Source organism: Streptomyces sp. NPDC007945, assembly GCF_042958885.1.
Taxonomy (GTDB): domain Bacteria; phylum Actinomycetota; class Actinomycetes; order Streptomycetales; family Streptomycetaceae; genus Streptomyces.
This window is the reverse complement of the sequence record NZ_JBIBJV010000018.1, coordinates 18,906-35,552: the sequence shown is the minus strand read 5'-3', so window position 1 is coordinate 35,552 and position 16,647 is coordinate 18,906. Positions and strand designations below refer to the sequence as shown.

Genomic DNA, 16,647 nt, shown 5'->3' with positions numbered 1-16,647 from the left:
CCCGTCGAGCGCATGATGCGCGACGCCAAGATCACCCAGATCTACGAAGGCACCAACCAGGTCCAGCGCATCGTCATGGCCCGCAACCTCCCGTAGTCCGCGCCTCCGCGGCCCCCGGCCGGAAGCCGGGGGCCGCGGGGCCCGGCCCTACTCGACCGTCTCGCCCTCCGGCACCTGGTAGCAGCCGGAGACGACGGAGACGTTCAGCTTCGGCGGCTCGTCCTTGGCCCAGTAGGTGATCCTGACGCTGTGCTTCCTGGCGTCGTGGTCGGCCGTGAGCCGGAGGTTCTTGTTCCGGCTGGTGTCGGGCTCGAACCCGACGACCTTCCACCCCTTCGCCGGCAGCTCGTCCCGCAACCGCTCCATCACGCCGTCGAGCCGACCGGGCTCCGCCGGGGTGAAGGTCCACGTGTGGAAGGTGCTGAAGTACTTCTCGGGGTCCTTGCCCGCGCACTCGTCGAGACCGACGCCCGCCTTGGTGGTGGTGCCCTTGAGGCCGATCAGGTCGTAGAGCTCGCTGGAGACGCTCTTCGTCGTGCCGATGGCCTGGTCCGTGCTGCTGACACCCGCGGTCGGCGTCGCGGCCGGGGTCGTGTCTTCGGTCATGCCGCATCCAGTGAGGGTCGTGAGGGAGAGGGAGACGAGGAGCGCGGCAGCGCCCGCCTTGTTCTTCATCGGTTCAGCGCACTCCGGGGGTGGGGTTCGGCGGCGGCTTCAGTTCGACGTCGTCCGGTCTGCCCGCGACGACCAGCGCCTGATTCTCCAGGCTCTTCGACCTCTCGTTCCAGTAGTCGCTGTGCCCCGAGCCGTCCGTCGCCATCTGCTGGGCACCGAAGCGCTCGTCGCTCGGAATGGTCCACGGACCGTCCCAGTCGGTTCCGCCGTGCCCGAACCGGCCGATGTCCGGGACGATGTCCCCGTCGGCCTCCTGGTTCCACACGTGCCCCTTGGGGACGTCCAGCTGCTCCGCCTTGGCCACCTGCACGCCCGGGCTTCCGGCGAGGATCACGTCGTCCGCGTTCAGGTCGCCCTGCCGGGCGGCGGAGCCGATGAGCGTCGTGCCGTACGAGTGGCCGATCGCCGTGCGGTGCGGATCGGTGTCGACCGCGCGCGAGGAGTCGAGGCCGTCGAGGAAGCGGTTGTAGGCCGGCGCGCCGTCATCGGCGTAGTGACTGAACGGCGCGTCCTTGACGATGTCCTGCGGGGCGTCGTAGCCGAGCCAGGTGATCGTGGACACGGAGCCGTTGCCCATGCCGTCGGCCTTCATCCAGACCCGTTCCATCCGCTTGATGTCGCCGTCGACGGAGCTCAGGTTGGACGTGGTGCCCGGCACGTACACCGCCTGGTGGTCCGCCGTGTCGGGGTTGCCGTTGGCGACGATCGCCCGGCCGTTCCGCTCGGGGTCGAAACCGAGCAGGTACGCCTCGGGCCGTCCCTCCACACCCGTCCGGTCGAACCGCGCCTGGATCGCGTCCATGCCCTTGAGGGACTTGTTCAGCTGCTCGTACCGGTCGCCGTACTGCCGGTGCCAGTCCATCCACTCGTCCGTGTGCACCTTGACCGGGTATCGGCCGGCCGTGATCCACGTCCACTCGTTGGCGGGCGGCTTGGGGAGGGAGTTCAGCTCCATCCGGTACTGGGCGTGCTTCTCGGCGAGGACCACCCGGTTCGCCTCGTCGCGGACGGTCGACGGGAGGCCGTCGAGGGCGCCGACGGAGGCGGGGCGCAGCGAGAGCCAGGCCTCCTGCTCCTCCGGGGAGAGCCCCTTCCACCAGTCGGCGTTCGCCCGCGGTTCGCCGCTCGCCGGCGGCTGCGGCAGCGAGTCCAGGAACGCCTTGCCCGCCTCGCCGACCCCGCCCGTGTCCGACTGGGCGTCGGCCCAGTCCTTGTCCGACACCTTCAGGTCGTCGTCGGCCTTCAGTGCCCGCAGCTTCGGCGCCCACTTCGCGTCGGCGTCCGTCGCCTCCTTCAGCGCGTCGGCGATCCGGTTGGCGTAGCCGAGGGCCCGCCCGTAGTACGGGTTGGGGTGGATGTTCACGGCCTGGCGCTCGATGGCGTCCGAGGTGTCGGTGCCGCCCGGGCTGCCGGTGACGGTGCCGCCGTCGGCGGGCTTCTCCGCGCCGGGCTTCGAGCCCGCCGGGAAGGAGACCGAGCCGTCCGGGTTCACCGTGCAGCCGCCGGCCTGCGCGTCCGCGAGCGCCGCCTCCAGCTTCCGCTTGGCCGCCCCCATGTCGAAGGCGAAGGCGTTCAGCGCCGTGCTCACCAGACCGCACTCGGTCTGGGCGTAGTGGAAGTTTCCCGAGAGGTTCTTGAGCTCGGCGAGCGCCGCGTCCGCCGCGGCGCCCTGCACCTCCGCGCGCAGGCCCGCGGTGATCCGTCCGTCGACGGCGTCCTTCGCCGCGCTCGCCATCTCGCCGACGGCGCGGTAGCCGTCCGCCGCCTCCTCGTACTCGGCCTGCCGGAAGGCCTTCAGGGTCTGCAGGTCCATGAGCGCGCTCACTTCTCCTTCGCCTGGCCGCCGACGGCGTCCGTGTCGCCGTACTTCGCCGCCAGCGCGTCGAGCTCCTGCTTCACCGACTCGTCGGTCCTCGCCAGGTCCTGCCCGGCCGCCTTCAGCAGTCCGCCGAGCGCGTCGCAGCGGGCGCCGACGTCACCCACGTACTTCTTCCAGGACGCGTACAGCTCCTGCTGGGCCGCCGCGCTCTGGATCCCGCCGGTGTCCCCGAGGCCCGCCTGGCCGGACTCCAGCTTCGTGAGGGCGGTGGTGAGGCCCTCCTTGAGGCCCACGACTCCGTCCCCGGCCTTCGCCCACGCCCGCTTGTCGGTCTTCAGGTCCTCCGAGTAGCCGCCGCCACCGTCCGGCGCGGCCAGCTGGTTCAGCCGCATCGCCGCCGGCTCCCGGCCGGCCGCCTCGCTCTTCAGCTGCTCCCATTCGTCCCACGGCATCGTGAACCTCCCCGTTCTCCCGTGCTTCCGTGCCGACGCCACGACAGAGACGGCCGGCCCCCTCGGCGGGGTGCCGGCCGTCTTCCGCGCGTCAGCGGTCCGATGTGACCGTGACGGGCTCGTCGTTCCTGATCTGCTCGACGAGCTGTTTCACCTTCGTCATGTCCCACTTCAGCGAGCCCTGCGGCGCGCTGCCCGCGAGCGGCATGTTCATCGACTTCCCGTCGCCGCCGCTGATGCCCTTCATCGCGAAGAACATCTTTCCGAGGTCGTACAGCGACATGTCCTTGTCGACGATCAGCGTGTCCAGGCCGGCCCCGAGCGTCGGGTACAGCGCGAACGGGTTGAGGATCGTCCCCGGCGTCGCCGCCTGGTTCGCCAGTGCCGACAGGAACTTCTGCTGGTTCTTCGTCCGCGCCAGGTCCGACTCGGCGAAGGCGTACCGGGTGCGGACGAAGGCGAGGGCCTGCTCGCCGTCGAGGGTCTGCTTCCCGGCCTGGAAGTCGGCGCCCGACTTCTTGTCCTTGAAGCCCTTCTCGATGTTCATCTCGACGCCGCCGAGCGCGTCCACGATGTTCGCGAAGCCGGCGAAGCCGATCTCCGCGTAGTGGTCGATCCGCAGGCCGGTGTTGAACTCGACCGTGCGCACGAGGAGCTCCGGCCCGTCCATCGCGTACGCCGCGTTCAGCTTGGAGCCGCCGCGCGCCGGGAACGCCTTGCCGGACTCGGAGCCGACGAAGTTCGGGATGGTCACCCACGAGTCGCGGGGCAGCGAGATCATCGTGTTCCCGCTGGAGCAGGCCGCGAGGATCATCATCGAGTCGGTCCGCTTGCCCTCGGCGGAACCGGTGTGCAGCTTCTTCTTGTCCTCGGCCGTCATGCCCTCGCGGCTGTCGGAGCCGACGATGAGGTACGTCGTGCAGTCGCCCTCGGTGGGCCGCTCGATGACCTTCGACAGGTCGACCTCGTTGCGCATCTGCGAGCTGGCCCACGCGTACGTCCCGACGCCCCAGGCGAGGACGCCGACCACGAGCACGATCGACCCGATCTTGACGCGCTTGCGCCAGTCCGGCGCGGGACCGCCGGGCCGGGCACCGGCGCCGGAGGGTCCCCCCGGACCCCCGGGGCCGTGGCCGCCGCCCTGCGGGGCCCCGTACACCTGCCCGGTGCTGTACCCCGAGTCGTACCCCGTGGCCTGCGCCTGAGTGAAGTTCGGGTTGTACTCCTGCCCGTGTCCCCGGTCGCCGTACCCCTGCTGCGGGGGGTACGGCTGCCCCTGGGGGCGGCGCTGCTGCTCAGGCCAGTCATTCATGCGGACCAGTGTGCCGGTCTCCGCTTTCCCGGCGACAGGCCGGGTGGAAAATAGGACCGGGGCTGTTGCGAAGCTGATGCAAAGCAGACAACGCCGATACCCGGCATAAGGTGGACGACATGACAGAACCGGCCGGCATACCCGGCAAGCCCACCTCGGCCTCCCGCACCACCCTCAGCCACATCATGACGAGCCACGACACCAACCTCCTCGGGACGGTGCACGGCGGCGTGATCATGAAGCTGGTGGACGACGCGGCGGGCGCCGTCGCCGGCCGCCACTCCGGCGGCCCGGCCGTGACCGCCTCCATGGACGAGATGGCCTTCCTGGAGCCCGTCCGCGTCGGCGACCTCCTCCACGTGAAGGCCCAGGTGAACTGGACCGGCCGCTCCTCCATGGAGGTCGGCGTCCGCGTCCTGGCCGAGCGCTGGAACGACACCACCCCCGCGACCCAGGTCGGCTCGGCCTATCTGGTCTTCGCCGCCGTGGACGCCGACGGCAGGCCCCGCACGGTCCCGCCGGTCCTCCCGGAGACCGAGCAGGACAAGCGCCGCTACCAGGAGGCCCAGATCCGCCGCACCCACCGTCTGGCCCGCCGCCAGGCCATCATGGAGCTGCGCGAGCGGCGGCAGGCGGAGGGCCACCTCGACTGAGGCGCGGGCAGGCCCGCCACGAGGCCGTCGGAGCCGGCCCCACCGGCCGACGCCCCCACGGCCCCCGTCCGCGCCCCGGTCACGGGCAGACGACCTGGTCCCCGGTGACCGCCTCGAACGGGCCCCGTGCCGGCGCGGCCTCCGTCCGTACCGCGGTGACCCCCCGGAAGTCGGCCCCCACGGTGACCCGCAGGGTCCCGCCCCGGCCCGGCACCGCCTTCAGCTCCGCCCCCGGCAGGGCCGCGGCGACGGAGCGGGCGGACCGGTCCCATCCGGGGTCGTACTCGACCAGCGTCCGCGCCCGCTCGGGCCCCGACGCCGTCTGGGGCTGGCGCGTCGTGTCGAACCCGGCCCCGCGCAGCGCGTCGTCCGCCTTCCGCCCGAGCCCGTTGGTGCGCGTCCCGTTGTAGACCTGCACCCGGATGTCCTCGGGCGCGACGTCCACGACCACCGCTCGGGGCTTTCGCTCCGGGGCCGCCGCCGACCGGGGCGCGGCCAGCGGACGGTCCTCCCGCACCGCCGCGAAGAGCCGCTGGGCCCTGGCCGCGTCCCACTTGACCGTCGAGCCGATCCCCTTCACCGGGAAGTCCACGTCGCCGACGGGCACGGACACGAACTCCGAGGACGCCGGGGTGAACCCCCGCATGGCCTTCGAGAGCGCCAGCAGCTGGTCCGTGCCGAAGCCCTCGTCGGCCCGCACCGACCCCAGCAGGGTCGTCGCCACCTCCCGGAACCGCACCGGGTTGAACAGCACCCCGCCGCTGGTCAGCCGGTCCACCAGCGCCGCCAGGAACCTCTGCTGCCGCTGCATCCGCCCGATGTCCGCGGCCCCGTCGATGTGCCGGGAGCGCACGTACTGCAGCGCCTGTCCGCCGTCCAGCTCGTGCGTCCCGGCCGCGAGGTCCAGCCCCGTGTACGCGTCCTTCACCGGCTTCGGCGTACAGATCTGCACCCCGCCGACGGCGTCCACGGTCCGCATGAAGCTGGTGAAGTCGACCTCCAGATAGTGGTCGATCTTGACCCGGGTCATGGCCTCCACGGTCCGGACGGTCAGCGCGGGCCCGCCCTCCGCGTAGGCGGCGTTCAGCTTCACCGGGTGCGCGCGGTGCTTCTCGCCGCTGTTCTGGTCGGTGTGCTCGGGCAGCTCGGCGTACGAGTCCCGGGGCAGCGAGACGACGCTCGCCCGGTCGCGGTCCTCCGAGATGTGCACGAGCAGCACGGTGTCCGTGCAGTGGCAGGGCGCCCCGCCGAGCCGGTACTTCTCCTTCTCCTCCGGGGTGATCCGGTCGCGGCCGTCGGTGCCGACGACGAGCACGTTCATGCCGGTCCCGGCCTGCGGCCGGTTCTTCATGTCCTTGAAGGGGTCCACCCGCGTGATCCCGGTGTCGAGCCCGGTCACCACCGCGTGCCCGATCCCGGCGGCCGCGAGCACCACCACGGAGAGCGCGGTCGCCGTCCGCATCCCCCACCGGGGCCGCCGCGCCGGGGCGGGGCCGCCGCGCCGGGGGACGGGCGGGCGGCCGGCCGTGCCGGGCGTGCGGGGCGGACGGGGCGTGCGGGGCGGTGTGGGCACGAACGGACACCTCCGCTGGTGTGACCGGGTGAAGGGAGACGGGGGACCGTGAGCACCGTAGGCCCATACGATCAGCCGGTAGGGTCACCGGACCACGCGCCGCGCGCCGCTGTCCCCCGTTCGCGGTAACGTCACCCGTCGGTGTGCGCGGGCGCCCCCCGCATCCGGCCCTTCGTGCGAACGGCGACGGCCGGCCCCCTCGGGAAGGGGGTCGGCCGTCGCCGTGGCGCAGGGGCGGGCGGTCAGCTCTTCCCGTCCCACTTGTAGACCGAGTAGACCTCCATGCAGGACGCCTTGTCGTCGGCGCCCTCGGGGAGGTCGCCGGCCTCCTGCTTCGGCTTCTCGTACGTGACGCCCTCGCGCCAGTCCGCGCCCACGACCAGGGTGAGCCCCGGCACGTTCGCGTCCGCGCGGACGGTGGACGGCGGCAGGCCGAGGGCGGCCGCCACGGACTCGGCGTCCGCCCGCCCCTGGTCGCCGGCGGCCTTCGGGTAGGCGACGACCGTGCCCTTGCTGGGCTTGGGGTCCTTGGAGGTGCCGGCCTGGGTGAAGCCCTTGCCCGCCAGCGCCTCGGCGATGTCCTTGGCGCGCCCCTCGACGGGCGGTTCGTCGCCGCCGTCGGTGCCGTTGACGACCGTGACGGCGAGCGTGGCGGGCGCGGCCGCCGTCGCCTTCGGCGTCGCGGAGGCCGACGTCTTCGGCTTGGCCGGCGCCTTGTCGCCGTTCTTGTCGAGGGCGACGTCGTCCCGGAGCATGTTCCAGATCTGGTCGGCCGAGGCCCGCGGCTTCAGCCAGGCGTCCGGGTTCGGCGGGTACGGGTCGGTCGGGATGGTGATCGTGGAGAGCCGGTCGACCTTCACGTTCTTCAGCTGCATGCCGAGGTCGAAGAGCTTGGCCACGGTGTCGAGGCCGTCGGAGACCTGGAGCGCCTTGGTGCCGGTCTCCGCCAGGCCCATCAGCCGGCCGGTGTCCGTCCAGGCGTTCTGCTGCTGGAGCTTCTTCAGCATGCCGTTGAGGTACATGTGCTGGGCCTTGGCGCGGTTCTGGTCGCTGCCGAAGGCGTGCCGGGTGCGCAGCCACTGGAGCGCCTGCTCGCCCTTGACCTCGGTGGTGCCCTCGGGGAGCTTCAGCCCCGAGCCGCCCTTGACCCGGGCGGTCGACTTGTCGTGCACACCGGTGGTGACGCAGACGGGGACGCCGCCGACCTCGTCGGCCATCGCGACCACGCCCGCGAAGTCGACCATCATCCAGTGGTCGATGTAGACCCCGGTGAGGGTCTCCCAGGTGGTGAGCGTGCACCCGGGGCCGCCGCGGGTGAGCGTCTCGTTGATGGGCCGGTCGGTGGTGCCCGGGTACGGCGTTCCGTCCTCGCCCTTGCAGTCGGGGATCTTCACCACGGTGTCGCGGGGTATGGAGATCAGCGAGGCGTTCTGCCGGTCGGCGGAGACGTGCAGCAGCATCTGGACGTCGGCCCGGGGCTTGTCGTCCCGGAGGTCCTTGCCGCCGCCCAGCGCCACGTTCGCGTCGGAGGCGCGGCTGTCGGAGCCGATCAGCAGGATGTTCAGGGGGGTGTCGCCCAGCGCGTTCGGCGCGGCCTTCCGCACCCCGCTGTCGCCGCCCGCGCGGTCACCGCTGCGGATGTTGCCGTTGAGGTGCTGGTAGTACGCGTAGCCGGCGCCCGCCGTGCCGAGGATCAGCACGGAGACGCCGATGGCCGACCAGCGCAGCACCTTCCGCTTGCCGGCCTTCTTGGCGTTGCGGCGCGCGGCCGCCCGGCCGCCCGCGGTGCCGGCCGCGCTCGCGGCGGAGCCGTCGTCGCCCGTCGTCCCGCGCCGGCGCGCGGCACGGCCGGCCTGCGCCGGCCCGGCGGCCGGATCCGGCGTCCCGCCGGCGCCGGTGGCCTCACCCGCGCCGTGCAGTTCGTCGTCCCAGCCCCGTTCTCGGGCGTGCGGAACGCTCGGTCGCGTCCCCTCCCGTCGCACGCTTTTCTGTCCCACCCCTGGTCCCCTCTTCGGTCAGGCGTGCGCCGGACTCCGGTGTTTCCGGGTCACTTCGCGCACACCTGCTTGTCCGCTGCTACTTCGCCCAGATCCTTCGGCGCCTTTGCCGGTCCGGTGATGGGCACCCCCGCCCCCTTGAAGTCCGAGCCGAGGACGAGCGTCATGGGCTCGCGCTCCACGGCGTCGGCGGTGCCCTGCTTGAGCGCCGTCGCGGGCAGGCCCATCATGTCCGCGAGCGCGCGGGCCTGATCGGCCTGGTTCGGCGCGTACTCCAGGGTCGTCTTCGCCGCCTTCTCGGGGGCGTTGCTCTTGTTGGTGGAGCGCAGGACGCCCTGGTCGTTCTGGAGCCAGTTGATGGTCGACTGGGCCGCGCCCTGGATGCCGCTGCCGTTGTAGACGTCGACGCGGACCTCGGTGGACGGGGCCCGCTCGCCCTCCAGGAGCGCGGCCTGGGCCTTCGCCTGGGCGCTCTTGGCGGCCTGCTCCTTCTTCTTCACCTCGGTGAGCGAGGTGTCGCTCTGCAGCATCGCGTAGAGCTGCGGCGCCTTCGTCGGGTGCGGGACGACCGTCGCCTTGACCTTCTCGGCGGGGTTGTCGATGACCGGCAGCGTCGCGAACGCGATGTTCTTGGCGTCGATCCCCGCGAGTTCGCCCGCGAGGTCCTGGAGCTTGGTGAGCGACCCTATGCCGGCGTCGACGGTGAGCGCCTTGGTGGCGGCGTCGGCGAGGTCGAAGAGCTTGCCCGGGTCGGTCAGCGTGTCGTCGGACTTCATCTGCCGGATCATCGAGCCGAGGAACTGCTGCTGGACCTTGATGCGGTCGAGGTCCGACTCGTTGCCGAAGCTGTGCCGGGTGCGGACGAAGGCGAGGGCCTGCTCGCCCTGGACGATCGACTCGCCGGCCGGGAGCTTCAGGTGCGACTTGGGGTCGTCGACGGGCTTCTCGACGCAGACCTTCACCCCGCCGACGGCGGTCGTCATCTCCTTGACGGCGTTGAAGTCGGCCATCATGAAGTGGTCGACCTCGACGCCGGTGAGCTCCTCCACGGTGCGCATGACGCAGCCGGGGTCGCGGCCGTTCTGCCCGAGGCTCACGTTGAAGCGGACGTCGGCCTCGGCGGGGATCGTCTTGATCCCGTCGCCGTCCTTGACCTGGCACTCGGGGATGTTCGTCTTCAGATCGCGGGGGATCGAGACCGCGGTGGCGTTCGACCGGTCCTTGGAGACGTGGAAGAGGATCGTGGTGTCGGCGTGGCCGGGGCTGTTCTTGTCGCCGTAGCCCGCGTTGCCCGCGCCGGTCCGCTTGTCGGTGCCGATGATCACGATGTTGAACGCCTCGCCCTTGCGGAAGCCGGCGCTCTTGTTCTTGCCGATGACCTCGACGACGTCGAGGTTGTTGTTGAGCCGGTTGTAGATCGCGTACGCGCCGACCGCGCCGCCGACCAGGACGAAGGCCATCGTGCCGCCGGTCCACAGCAGGACCTTCTTCTTGCGGCTGGCGCCCGGCTTGCGCTTGCGGCGGCTCTGCGGGGGTACGCGGCGGCCACGGGACGTGCCGGGCTCGGGGGCGTCCCGCTCGGCGGGGCGCCGTCGTCTCTGTCCGGGGACGGGAGCCTCGGCCGGGGCGGTTGACCGGGCCGGGGGGCGGGTACTGGAACCGGTGGTGCCGGCGGGCGACTGCCCAGCGGAGTGGTCCAGTCGCAGTTCGTAGTTGCCCGTCTGCGGGTTGAGCACCCACTGGTCGGCGGGGTCGATCTCGTCCGCCCGTCCACGGCTGTGCGCGTCCACGGTTCCTGTCCTCCGTCGGTGCCACGCGGGGCGCCTCCCCCTGTGGGCGCCACTCGGTCGTTCGATCCTTGGCTGAGTGCGACCACACGGTCGGGGTGCACCGGATCGCGTCACACTATCCGCCCAGTTCAGCGCGGGGCGACGTCCGTGACAAATTCCACGCCCCTTACAACTGGGCAATCTGCCCAAACCGCATCCGCCCCGCTCCTTCCCTTGGCCCCCGCTTTACCCAACCGCCCCACCCGACGGCTGGGAACACAGCCCTTCCGCGGCGTTCCGTCCGGTGAAGGTGGGCGTCGTGGTCGGTTCCGGTGTGCCGGTGTCGTCGGGCTTCCCGTCGGAGGATGCGCCGTCGGTCTCCTCCGGTTCCGCCTTCGTCACCACGACCGGCCTGTCCTCGCGGAGCTGCCGGAAGAGCTCGCTCGCGGCGGGCTGCACCAGTTCGTCCCGGTTCGCGTTGTACGTGTACGGGCGCCGCGGCACCGTGAGGAACTGCACCTTCTCCGTGGGGATCGCCCGCATCGTCCGCGCGAGGTCGTACAGGTCCCGCAGCGAGTCGAGCCCCGGATCCGTGGTGACCGACTTCGTCGCCGCGTCGAGCACCGGGTACAGCTTCGCCGGGTTCAGCAGCACCCCGTCGCTCTGCACCTTGTTGACGAGCGCGCCCAGGAACATCTGCTGCCGGTCCATCCGCTCGGTGTCGCTGCCGTTGCCCAGCGACTTCCGGGCCCGGACGAAGCCCAGCGCCTGCTCCCCGTCCAGGGTCTGCCGGCCCGCCGGCAGCTTCAGCTTGGCGTCGGCGTCGTCCACCGGCTCCTTCAGGCAGACCTCGACGCCGTCGACCGCGTCCACCATCTTCTTGAAGCCCTGGAAGTCGATCACCATGTGGTGGTCGACCCGGATGCCGGTGAGCTTCTCGACGGTACGGATCGTGCACGCCGTCCCGCCCCACTCGAACGCCCAGTTGAACTGCGCCAGCCGCTCCCGGGTCCGGCCGCCCCCCTCGGTCCTGGCGCAGCTGGGGATCGTCACCATCAGGTCGCGCGGGATCGACACGGCCGTCGCCCCCGACTCGTCGGCGGCCAGGTGCAGCAGGATCACCGTGTCGGAGCGCTGGGTGCCCCGGTCCTTCCCGTACTTCCGGTTCTCCTCGCCGGAGCGGGTGTCCGAGCCGATCAGCAGGATGTTCCGGGCGGCCGACACGACCGCCGACGGCCGCTCCTTCTCGTACCGCCGCAGCTCGTCCGCCGCCGTGGTGTCCGTGGTGATGTTGTCGTCGAGCTTCCGGTAGAACCACCACCCGGTCCCGGCCGCCCCCAGGAGCACGACGGAGACGCCGAGCGCCCCCCACCGCAGCCAGTGCCGCCGGCCCCCGGCCCCCGTCGCGGACTCCCCGCCGTCGGAGCCCTCGGACTCCGTACCCGTCCCCGTCTGCGCCCCGGTCTCCGGCTCCGGCTCCTGCTCCGGTTCCGGGTCCGGTTCGGCGGGCGTGCCAGCGCGGTCCGTCACGTCGTCAGTCCGTCCTTCGGGTCAGGGCGTCTCAGGCGCGTCGGGCGCCCGGCGTTCGCAGAAGGAGACGGCCGAACCCGACACGGGGTTGTACGGAGGAGACGACTCCCCCCGGGCCGATCATGTACCGGACTCGCCGTACGGTCGCGGGTACGCGGCGCGTCGGTCGGCCGAACGGGTGCAACGGACGCGCGAACGCCACGGGCCGAGCGCCCGTCCGGGGGCCCGGCCCGTCTCCGCTCCGCCCGTCAGAGGGCCGTCGCGGTGACCCGCTCGCTCTCGATGCGCTTCTCCAGGGCCTCCGGCGCCAGCTCGCCCAGGTGCCGGCAGAGCACCACCGAGCCGCCCGTGGCCAGCGGCGCGTACAGCCCGGCCGAGAGGCCCTCCCAGGAGTCGTACGGCAGCCCGGACAGCAGCCGCGAGCCGGGGCCGAGCCCGATCCGGGCGCCGTCGAGCCGGGCCTGCTCGACGAGCTGGACGCCGCTGCGTTCCGTACCGTCGACGACGAGCGCCGGCGCGTCCGCGTCCACCGGCGCGTACGGCGCGAAGCGGTCGCCCTGGCCCGGCACCTCGACCGCGTAGTCCGCGTATCCGGCGGGCACCGAAGGGAAGCGGCGCCCCAGCGGTGCCAGGGAGAGCGCGATCCGCTCCCCGGAGCAGGCCAGACCCGCGTCGAGCGCGTCCGGGCCCGCCACCACCAGATCGGCGGCCGCCGGGTCGCCGCCCAGCTCGGCCGTCACGCCGACGGAGGAGCAGGCGAGCAGCCAGACGGCGGTCTGCCAGTGCGCGGGCAGCAGCAGCGCGAGCCGGTCGCCGGGTTCGGCGGACAGCTCGCCCTGGAGGAGGTTGGCGGTCTTCGCCACCCAATTGGCGAAGGTGGCGACGGACAATTCCACCCGTTCACCGGTGGCGTCGTCGTAGTAGGTGACCAGAGGGCGGGCCGGGTCCGCGGCGAGCGCGGATCGCAGCAGGTCGGCGGGGGTGCGGTCGCTGGCGTTCACGCCGCACAGGGTACGCGGGCCGGCGCACCGCCCTGGGCCGTTCCGGTGACGGGGTCCTCCGGTCGGCCTGACGCGCCGTCGGTCTCCCGGCGCGCGCCGGGAGACCGCGCTGCCCACGATCGGGCCATGCGTGCCTCACTCGCCTCCTCGATCGCCGTCGCCTGCGCGGCCGCGCTCGCCCTGCCGGTCACCCTCGTCGCCCCGGCGACGGCCACCGCGCGTCCGGCGGCGAACGCCCTGCCACCGGCCCAGGACGAGCTGCCGGGCTCCACCCAGTCGCTGCCGCTCCGTCCGCTGGGCGCCTCCGTCCGCACCTTCGGCGCGGACCCGGGCGCCGCCACCGAACAGGGCCTGACCCGACGGGACGTCAGACCCTTCTCCCTCGTCGGCGTGGTCTGGGACGACCCGGCCACCCCCCTGCACGGCACCGTCCAGGTCCGCACCCGCGCCACCGCCGACGGCGTCTGGTCGCCCTGGCAGGACGTGGAGACCCACAACGACGAGCACGGGGCCGACCCCGGCACGGCCGAGGGCGCCGCCGGCGCCCTGCGCGGCTCCACCGCCCCCCTGTGGGTCGGCGACTCGGACGGCGTCGAGATCCGCGTACGGGGAGAGGCCGGAGACGGTACGGCTCCGCTCCCGGCCGGCCTCCGCCTGGAACTGGTCGACCCGGGCGAGGCCCCGGAGGCGGCACCGGCCCCCCGCACCCGGGCGATGGCCCCGCCGGCCGTCCTCACCGCGGCGGAGGCGGCCGCGAGCGGCGTCAACAGCGGGCTCGCCCCCTACGGCGCGACGGTCATCCCGGCCGCCGACCCCGCCCTGGAGACCTCGGTCCCGGAGACCCCGGCCCTGGACACCTCCGCCCGCGAGGCGCCCCTCCCGGCGACGCCCGCCCAGGCGGCGGCGGAGCCCGCGGCGGCGAAGAAGAAGCCGTACATCGGTCCCCGCCCGAAGATCATCACCCGCAAGGGCTGGGGCGCCGACGAGAAGATCCGCGAGAAGGGCTTCGTCTACACCAAGACGATCAAGGCGGCCTTCGTCCACCACAGCGCCACCGGCAACAACTACACCTGCGGCCAGGCCCCCTCCGTCCTGCGCGGTATCTACCGCTACCACGTGAAGAGCAGCGGATGGCGTGACTTCGGCTACAACTTCGCCGTCGACAAGTGCGGAAACATCTACGAAGGCCGGGCCGGGGGAGTGGCGAAGCCGGTCCTCGGCGCGCACACCCTCGGCTTCAACACCAACAGCATGGGCGTCGCCGTCCTCGGCACCTTCACCAGCACCAACCCGCCCGCCGCCGTCGTGACCGCCGTCGCCCGCCTCACGGCCTGGAAACTCGGGCTCCACGGCATCAACCCCAAGGGCACCCAGGTCCTCGTCTCCGGCGGCGGGAACCTCTACAAGAAGGGCAAGAAGGTCACGTTCCACACCATCGCCGGGCACCGGGACGGATTCGCCACGGAGTGCCCCGGCAAACGTCTCTACGGCAAGCTCGGGACCGCCCGCGCCTCCTCCGCGAAATACCAGGGAAGGAGCTGATGGGGGCACGGAGGCAACCATCTGCATAAACTGACCGGTCATATCGCACGGACGACCGAGACGGGCGCGCCGAACGGCCCCGAAGCAGGAAGCAGAGACGACACGTGACAGAGGCGATCCTCCTGGTCGGGGGCAAGGGCACCCGGCTGCGACCGCTCACGGTCAACACGCCCAAGCCCATGGTCCCGGCGGCCGGCGTCCCCTTCCTGACGCACCAGCTGGCCCGGGCCAAGGCCGCCGGCGTCGAGCACATCGTGCTCGCCACCTCCTACCTCGCCGAGGTCTTCGAGCCGCACTTCGGTGACGGCTCCGACCTCGGCCTGAGCCTGGAGTACGTGACCGAGGAGGAACCGCTCGGCACCGGCGGCGCGATCCGCAACGTCGCCTCCCGCCTCCACTCGGGCCCCGACGAGCCGGTCCTCATCTTCAACGGCGACATCCTCACCGGCCTCGACATCCGCGCCCTGGTGGCCACCCACGCCGACTCCGGCGCGGACGTCTCCCTCCACCTCACGCGCGTCGAGGACCCCCGCGCCTTCGGCCTGGTGCCCACGGACGACACGGGCAGGGTCACGGCCTTCCTGGAGAAGCCCCAGACCCCGGAGGAGATCGTCACCGACCAGATCAACGCCGGCGCCTACGTCTTCCGCCGCTCGGTCATCGACACGATCCCCACCGGACGCCCCGTCTCCGTCGAGCGCGAGACCTTCCCGGAGCTCCTCGCCTCCGGCGCCCACCTCCAGGGCATGGTCGACTCCACGTACTGGCTGGACCTCGGCACCCCGCAGGCCTTCGTCCGCGGCTCCGCCGACCTGGTCCTCGGCCGCGCCCCGTCCCCGGCCGTCCCCGGCCGCTGCGGCGACGGCCTGGTCCTCCCGACCGCCCGGGTCGCCCCCGACGCCAAGATCACCGGCGGCACGGTGGTCGGCGCGCACGCGACGGTGGGCGAGGGCGCCCGCGTGACCGGCTCCACCCTCCTCGCCGGCGCCGTCGTGGAACCCGGCGCGGTCGTCACCGACTCCCTCATAGGCGCCGGCGCCCGCATCGGCGCCCGCTCGGTCCTCACGGGCGCGGTCATCGGCGACGGCGCCCACGTGGGCCCCGACAACGAACTCCGCGACGGCATCCGCATCTGGTGCGACGCCACCCTCCCCGCGGGCACGGTCCGCTTCAGCTCAGACCAGTAGGAGGGGGCCGCCGTCCCGTGGCGGGCCTGCCACCCGCCGGGGCGACACGGCTCCCGCCCGCCCGGGCGAAGCCGACAGCTCGGGGGCGGCGCGGCACCACGGGACGGCACCCTTCGGGGGCGCTTCCGAACCCGCGCCCGGACCAGCGCCCGGACCCGCGTCCCCGCCACCCGGCTACGCTCGTACCCATGGCCGCCCGCTTCGCACCGAGACCCACCCGCACCACCACCCGCGGCGGCCACCTCGACGTACCGTCGGAGCACCTGGACCTCGGCCTCATCCTGGGCCCCCTCCGCAGAGGCCCCCACGACCCGACCTTCCAGGTCGCGCCCGGCGGCGAGATCTGGCGGGCCACCCGCACCCCGGAGGGCCCCGCCACCCTGCGCGCGCGGGCGCACGGCACCGAGGTCAGCGCGGACACCTGGGGCCCGGGCGCGGCCTGGCTGGACGAGAACCTCCCCGCCCTCCTGGGCGCGGAGGACGACCCCACCCCCTTCGTCCCCCGCCACAAGCTGCTCCTGGCGACCCACCGCCGCCGCCCCGGCCTCCGCCTCACCCGCACCGGCCTGGTCCTGGAGTCCCTGATCCCGTCCATCCTGGAGCAGAAGGTGACGACGACGGAGGCGTACGGCTCCTGGCGCCGCCTGGTCCGCCAGTACGGCGAGCCCGCCCCCGGCCCGGCCCCCGAGGGCCTCCACGTGATGCCGGACGCCCGCACCTGGGCGCGGATCCCGTCCTGGGAGTGGCACCGCGCCAACGTGGACGACAAGCGTGCCGCCACGATCGTCCGGGCCGCCCGCGTCGCCCCCCGCCTGGAGGAGGCGGCCCTCATGCCGCCCCGGGAGGCCCGCGGACGCCTGGAGCTGATCCCCGGCATCGGCCCGTGGACGTCCGCCGAGACCGTCCAGCGCAGCAACGGCGCCCCCGACGAGGTCACCACCGGCGACCTCCACCTCCCCGGCATCGTCGGCTGGGCCCTGGCGGGCGACCGCACCGCCGACGACGCGACGATGCTGGAGCTCCTGGCCCCCTACGAGGGCCAGCGCCACCGGGCGGCCCGCCTCATCCTCCTCAGCGGCCGCACCCCGCCCCGCCGGGCCCCCCGCTTCGCCCCGAACGACATCAGGGCCCTCTGAC

The 16,647-nt window shown here is 72.8% G+C and carries 14 protein-coding genes; 5 read left to right on the top strand and 9 right to left on the bottom strand.

From position 1 onward, the window contains the following. The coding region (locus tag ACFZCF_RS31695; RefSeq protein WP_157849844.1) for an acyl-CoA dehydrogenase family protein at positions 1 to 96 on the top strand (96 nt) is incomplete at its 5' end. A gap of 51 nt (positions 97 to 147) precedes the next feature. Here the strand turns inward: ACFZCF_RS31695 and ACFZCF_RS31690 are convergent. The 4 genes from ACFZCF_RS31690 to ACFZCF_RS31675 form a co-directional block, all read right to left on the bottom strand. After that, positions 148 to 606 carry a hypothetical protein gene (locus tag ACFZCF_RS31690; RefSeq protein WP_388450463.1) on the bottom strand — a complete coding sequence of 153 codons (459 nt, stop codon included), beginning with the start codon at positions 604 to 606 and terminating at the stop codon, positions 148 to 150. A 73-nt stretch (positions 607 to 679) separates the two neighbouring features. Then, complete coding sequence (locus ACFZCF_RS31685; protein WP_388450465.1) at positions 680 to 2,488, bottom strand: alpha/beta hydrolase; 1,809 nt, start codon at positions 2,486 to 2,488, stop codon at positions 680 to 682. 8 nt (positions 2,489 to 2,496) lie between these two features. Next, positions 2,497 to 2,946: a hypothetical protein gene (locus ACFZCF_RS31680; RefSeq protein WP_388450467.1), complete on the bottom strand. Its 450-nt coding sequence runs from the start codon at positions 2,944 to 2,946 to the stop codon at positions 2,497 to 2,499. A gap of 91 nt (positions 2,947 to 3,037) precedes the next feature. After that, complete coding sequence (locus tag ACFZCF_RS31675; RefSeq protein WP_388450469.1) at positions 3,038 to 4,258, bottom strand: LCP family protein; 1,221 nt, start codon at positions 4,256 to 4,258, stop codon at positions 3,038 to 3,040. Between the two features lie 119 nt (positions 4,259 to 4,377). On the opposite strand from ACFZCF_RS31675, the gene ACFZCF_RS31670 reads away from it, so the two are divergent. Beyond that, positions 4,378 to 4,911 (top strand): acyl-CoA thioesterase, encoded by a 534-nt coding sequence (locus ACFZCF_RS31670; RefSeq protein ID WP_388450471.1) that lies wholly within the window; start codon positions 4,378 to 4,380, stop codon positions 4,909 to 4,911. A 79-nt stretch (positions 4,912 to 4,990) separates the two neighbouring features. Here the strand turns inward: ACFZCF_RS31670 and ACFZCF_RS31665 are convergent, their stop codons facing one another. The 5 genes from ACFZCF_RS31665 to ACFZCF_RS31645 form a co-directional block, all read right to left on the bottom strand. Further along, positions 4,991 to 6,484, bottom strand: a complete 1,494-nt coding sequence (locus ACFZCF_RS31665; protein ID WP_388450473.1) for an LCP family protein — start codon at positions 6,482 to 6,484, stop codon at positions 4,991 to 4,993. A 242-nt stretch (positions 6,485 to 6,726) separates the two neighbouring features. After that, a complete protein-coding gene (locus tag ACFZCF_RS31660; RefSeq protein ID WP_388450475.1) occupies positions 6,727 to 8,481 on the bottom strand; it encodes an LCP family protein in 1,755 nt (584 codons plus the stop codon). A 50-nt stretch (positions 8,482 to 8,531) separates the two neighbouring features. After that, complete coding sequence (locus tag ACFZCF_RS31655) at positions 8,532 to 10,271, bottom strand: LCP family protein (RefSeq protein ID WP_391290555.1); 1,740 nt, start codon at positions 10,269 to 10,271, stop codon at positions 8,532 to 8,534. A gap of 225 nt (positions 10,272 to 10,496) precedes the next feature. Continuing rightward, on the bottom strand, positions 10,497 to 11,780 hold the full coding sequence (locus ACFZCF_RS31650) for an LCP family protein (protein WP_391290554.1): 1,284 nt from the start codon (positions 11,778 to 11,780) through the stop codon (positions 10,497 to 10,499). A gap of 248 nt (positions 11,781 to 12,028) precedes the next feature. Next, the gene (locus ACFZCF_RS31645) at positions 12,029 to 12,781 is read right to left on the bottom strand and encodes a TIGR03089 family protein (RefSeq protein ID WP_388450481.1); all 753 of its coding nucleotides are present in this window, start codon (positions 12,779 to 12,781) and stop codon (positions 12,029 to 12,031) included. 126 nt (positions 12,782 to 12,907) lie between these two features. Between ACFZCF_RS31645 and ACFZCF_RS31640 the strand changes: the two genes are divergently transcribed. The 3 genes from ACFZCF_RS31640 to ACFZCF_RS31630 all read left to right on the top strand — a co-directional run bounded on the left by ACFZCF_RS31640 (position 12,908) and on the right by ACFZCF_RS31630 (position 16,646). Further along, positions 12,908 to 14,323, top strand: a complete 1,416-nt coding sequence (locus ACFZCF_RS31640) for an N-acetylmuramoyl-L-alanine amidase (RefSeq protein WP_391290552.1) — start codon at positions 12,908 to 12,910, stop codon at positions 14,321 to 14,323. A gap of 104 nt (positions 14,324 to 14,427) precedes the next feature. After that, on the top strand, positions 14,428 to 15,510 hold the full coding sequence (locus tag ACFZCF_RS31635) for a sugar phosphate nucleotidyltransferase (protein WP_388450485.1): 1,083 nt from the start codon (positions 14,428 to 14,430) through the stop codon (positions 15,508 to 15,510). A gap of 188 nt (positions 15,511 to 15,698) precedes the next feature. Continuing rightward, a complete protein-coding gene (locus tag ACFZCF_RS31630; protein ID WP_391290549.1) occupies positions 15,699 to 16,646 on the top strand; it encodes a DNA-3-methyladenine glycosylase family protein in 948 nt (315 codons plus the stop codon). Position 16,647: the final 1 nt, after the last annotated feature.

Coding starts and splice junctions, on each gene's coding strand:
- ACFZCF_RS31680 (WP_388450467.1), bottom strand. CDS start 2,946: ATGCCGTGGGACGAATGGGAGCAGCTGAAGAGCGAGGCGGCCGGCCGG.
- ACFZCF_RS31690 (WP_388450463.1), bottom strand. CDS start 606: ATGACCGAAGACACGACCCCGGCCGCGACGCCGACCGCGGGTGTCAGC.
- ACFZCF_RS31670 (WP_388450471.1), top strand. CDS start 4,378: ATGACAGAACCGGCCGGCATACCCGGCAAGCCCACCTCGGCCTCCCGC.
- ACFZCF_RS31640 (WP_391290552.1), top strand. CDS start 12,908: ATGCGTGCCTCACTCGCCTCCTCGATCGCCGTCGCCTGCGCGGCCGCG.
- ACFZCF_RS31685 (WP_388450465.1), bottom strand. CDS start 2,488: ATGGACCTGCAGACCCTGAAGGCCTTCCGGCAGGCCGAGTACGAGGAG.
- ACFZCF_RS31675 (WP_388450469.1), bottom strand. CDS start 4,258: ATGAATGACTGGCCTGAGCAGCAGCGCCGCCCCCAGGGGCAGCCGTAC.
- ACFZCF_RS31630 (WP_391290549.1), top strand. CDS start 15,699: ATGGCCGCCCGCTTCGCACCGAGACCCACCCGCACCACCACCCGCGGC.